Below are 3,101 nucleotides of genomic sequence, written 5' to 3'. Positions count from 1 at the left end.
CCAGTGTAGCGACGTGCTAATCGGTGAGATTTGATGATGTCGATGGTAGCGGCATTGACTAGTGTTTTACCAAAGAGTAGAACCTCGACGCCTTTATGGCGGTATAGTTGACCTAGAAGGGGGGAGATAGCTTCCGCAATCGTTTGGCTCGTTTGCCAATCTAACAGGTGTTTCTCTGGGCTCATGGTTCGTATGGACCTTTCACGTTTTTTGGGGGCTGACTCAAAATCCACTTGTAGGGGGAGCGGATAACGAGTTTGTATTAATTTTGTAATTTTTATGCGGCAGGATTGTAATGCCTAAAATCTTATTCTGCTAGTAAAATTAATTTAGCTAGTTTGGTCTGTGATTAGTCTGTTTTTTGGCGGTTATGACTGCAAATCATAGTATTTAGTGCGTATTGACATCTGAAAAACAAGATTGTTATTTCGTGATAAAAAATACTTAAAGCACATAAATTATGTAATCAACGCGTAAGCTCAAGTTATTTAAACGAGCCTGATCACTTAATCCACTTAAAAAGTAAACGAAAGCCCTATGGAAAACAGGTCGACTTTAGAAGTAAAGGGTTTTGTCGGGTCTTGAGGAATAGTGAACTGTCCGCTGATCACGTTTTCACGACCAAAGAACCGTTGCCATTCCACTGAGGTGTTGATTCGTGGGGTCCAGTCGTAACGAAAACCAATTAAATAACTTTCACTATCAATCGTTCGACGTGATTGACCGTATTGGATATAAGGTGTCGTTTGGCCCATTTGATAGTCAAAACCGGCATACCAATCGGCGCTAAACTCGTCAGCAAGCATAGTTTCTGCTTGGAAATGTAATGGTCCAAAGTAGTGGCTTATGCCGATAGAGATAATGTTTAGTTCATAGTAAGTAGATAGTGCGGTAAGGCCTGATTGGGTCGCGTCAATGTTGACGTAGGTGAATCGCACTAAATTGTCGTCATAGAATAATTCTGTACTGAAGCCAAGGGCGCGAGACAAGTCAACAGTGAAGGGCGCCCCATATTGGTCTAACTGCTCTTCGCGTGGTCGCGCGAGATATGGCGAGATAACAAGTTGATTTCCGTTATCCACTTCAATCAAAAAGTCAGCAGAAACCCCTTCATAGTAGGTCAGACCAAGGCCGTTGTCATATACCTCGGGAGGTAGGCGTAGCCAAGGGTATCCGCTGGACACATAGTAATACTCCGACATCATAAACACTGGAGTTCTCAGGCGACCGACTTTAACTCTAAACATACCGGCATTGTATTCTAATTGGGCGCGCTCAAGTTCAGGTGAAGAGAATGTATCTTGTGGACGTTTCACAACCTGAAGTGTGGTTCGAAGTTTTTCAGACATTTGCCAATCGGCTTGAACGCCTAAGGTGGTATCGCAGTCGAAGCACCACTCATCGGTAATCCCACGCCCTGGTAGGATTGGGATATGGTGATTACTTTTCGCCGCCGAAATGGTACCAAAACCACTCACTTGGAGATTATCAGATAAAGCGACCTGAGCATGAGCAACTGCCGGAATACCCACGCAAACGGTCATCATGAATAGCAGACGACTGAGATTAGTCTGAAAGCTGATATATGACATAAGCGTCCTCTGGTAGTCGATCGGCGGGAAGGTAGGCAATCCCATTACTGTTGCTCTTTAACCATTGAATTACTGCGTCTGGTGCTTCGCTGGATATCTCGGCAGGTGCGATGGCTTTGCCAGAAAAAGACAACCTCGCCCAGATGGCTGACATCTGGGTCGGTGACTTGTTTAAAAGCTGGCGGTAGAAATCTTCGCGGTTGTGAGATTTACGAGGAAGGTCGAGTAGACGAATTGGTACACCGTTGATATGCGATACTCGACCACGGTAAATCAGCTTAACCTGATTGGACCGCAGTTTTTTCATGTCAGGGTTAAGCGTGATCACTGCAAAGTCATCTGCATGTGCCTGAAACGTTATCCCTAATAGAAGCGCTGAGAGTAATAGCCTTATCAACATGTCCTTACTTGCCGACGTTGTACTGTATATAAATGATTGTTTTTATTTTTTAATTAATCATTGCGGTATAAATAAATAAGCAAATGTTCATACCGCGCACCAATCATCAACTAAACTTTAGTTTCAATTACTCAAATTAGATTCAAAATGAATCCGAATGTTGCTGACGAATATGTCTATTAAAAGTAGACTATTTATTCTATGTTTGTTGCCTACAGTGGTTATTGTTGCGTTGAGTGTTAACTTGGCCAACGACTTTAAGACTAGGCTCTATACTTACCAGTTAGTCAGTGAAAAGAACGAAACCATTGCTTTACTCGCTGAGTTTTCTAGCCACCTATCCATAGTATTAAACCAACGTCTGAATGGACAAAGTGCGACCAAATCAATTACCCATGCCCAGCAAACGATGGATGCGATCGCTAAAACCGCCCACACAGCTGAACACAACCACTACGGTATTAGTCACTCAACTCAGGCTAGTAGCTATATCGAAGAGCTTAGATCTTTACTTCAGGAGCTCACTGCCTTGGATAGAAACTCTACAATAGAGTTTGGGCAACTTATCTACACCGTTTACCACGATTTTCTAGCTGAGGTTCATAGCGCCGAAAGTCACGCAGCTTCACTCACAGTGCATAAACTCGATTTAGTCCTTTCAGATTTAAGTTGGCTATATTTTGGATGGAACAAGAGGCTTGGTTGACACAAGAGATTCGGTGGCTTGACTTGCAATATATAGATTATGCAGAACCGTATTTTCGCATCCGTGAACGACAACAACTCTACTTAGATAAGTATGTCAGTTTAGGAGCGGATACAGGTCAAGTTCAGACGCTCTTTGATCTTTTTGCTAGTAATGAGTTTCAGAGTAGTGTCATCGTTAAGAATGCTCTTCTCAATACATCTACGACTCACCTCAAACCAGAAGAGTTGGTCGAAATTATTCAAACGCGCAATAAGTTGGTTGAACAGCAGTTGTTAAAATTCTCTGCCGCGCTTCAAGAGCAATTGGAACTCAGTATTCGTGAAGCTGAAATTGGCTTGTGGCAAATCGTCATTGTGGGGAGCTCTATCTTTGTCATCATGTTTGCTTGGGGAGCAAGTAC

The 3,101-nt window shown here is 43.0% G+C and carries 3 protein-coding genes and 2 pseudogenes; 2 read left to right on the top strand and 3 right to left on the bottom strand.

Annotated features, from left to right (window positions below; translation table 11 throughout):
- The 3 genes and pseudogenes from QTO00_RS17260 to QTO00_RS17250 all read right to left on the bottom strand — a co-directional run.
- Window positions 1-185 (bottom strand): annotated as a pseudogene (locus QTO00_RS17260) (glyceraldehyde-3-phosphate dehydrogenase); the annotation flags it as partial.
- 330 nt (window positions 186-515) lie between these two features.
- The gene (locus QTO00_RS17255; protein WP_331425875.1) at window positions 516-1,592 is read right to left on the bottom strand and encodes a sulfate ABC transporter permease; all 1,077 of its coding nucleotides are present in this window, start codon (window positions 1,590-1,592) and stop codon (window positions 516-518) included.
- Window positions 1,567-1,992 carry a hypothetical protein gene (locus QTO00_RS17250; RefSeq protein ID WP_331425874.1) on the bottom strand — a complete coding sequence of 142 codons (426 nt, stop codon included), beginning with the start codon at window positions 1,990-1,992 and terminating at the stop codon, window positions 1,567-1,569. The genes QTO00_RS17255 and QTO00_RS17250 overlap by 26 nt, the downstream gene beginning before the upstream one ends.
- A 172-nt stretch (window positions 1,993-2,164) precedes the next feature.
- Here QTO00_RS17250 and QTO00_RS17245 point away from each other — a divergent pair, with 172 nt between their 5' ends.
- Together QTO00_RS17245 and QTO00_RS17240 are read left to right on the top strand one after the other, a co-directional pair.
- Entirely contained in the window at window positions 2,165-2,698 is a 534-nt protein-coding gene (locus tag QTO00_RS17245; protein WP_331425873.1) for a hypothetical protein, read from the top strand.
- A 23-nt stretch (window positions 2,699-2,721) separates the two neighbouring features.
- Window positions 2,722-3,101: pseudogene (locus QTO00_RS17240) on the top strand (hybrid sensor histidine kinase/response regulator); the annotation flags it as partial.

This window comes from Vibrio sp. M260118, from assembly GCF_036533755.1.
Classification (GTDB): domain Bacteria; phylum Pseudomonadota; class Gammaproteobacteria; order Enterobacterales; family Vibrionaceae; genus Vibrio.
This window is presented reverse-complemented; position numbering and strand designations above follow the sequence as displayed.

Coding starts and splice junctions, on each gene's coding strand:
- QTO00_RS17255 (WP_331425875.1), bottom strand. CDS start 1,592: ATGTCATATATCAGCTTTCAGACTAATCTCAGTCGTCTGCTATTCATG.
- QTO00_RS17250 (WP_331425874.1), bottom strand. CDS start 1,992: ATGTTGATAAGGCTATTACTCTCAGCGCTTCTATTAGGGATAACGTTT.
- QTO00_RS17245 (WP_331425873.1), top strand. CDS start 2,165: ATGTCTATTAAAAGTAGACTATTTATTCTATGTTTGTTGCCTACAGTG.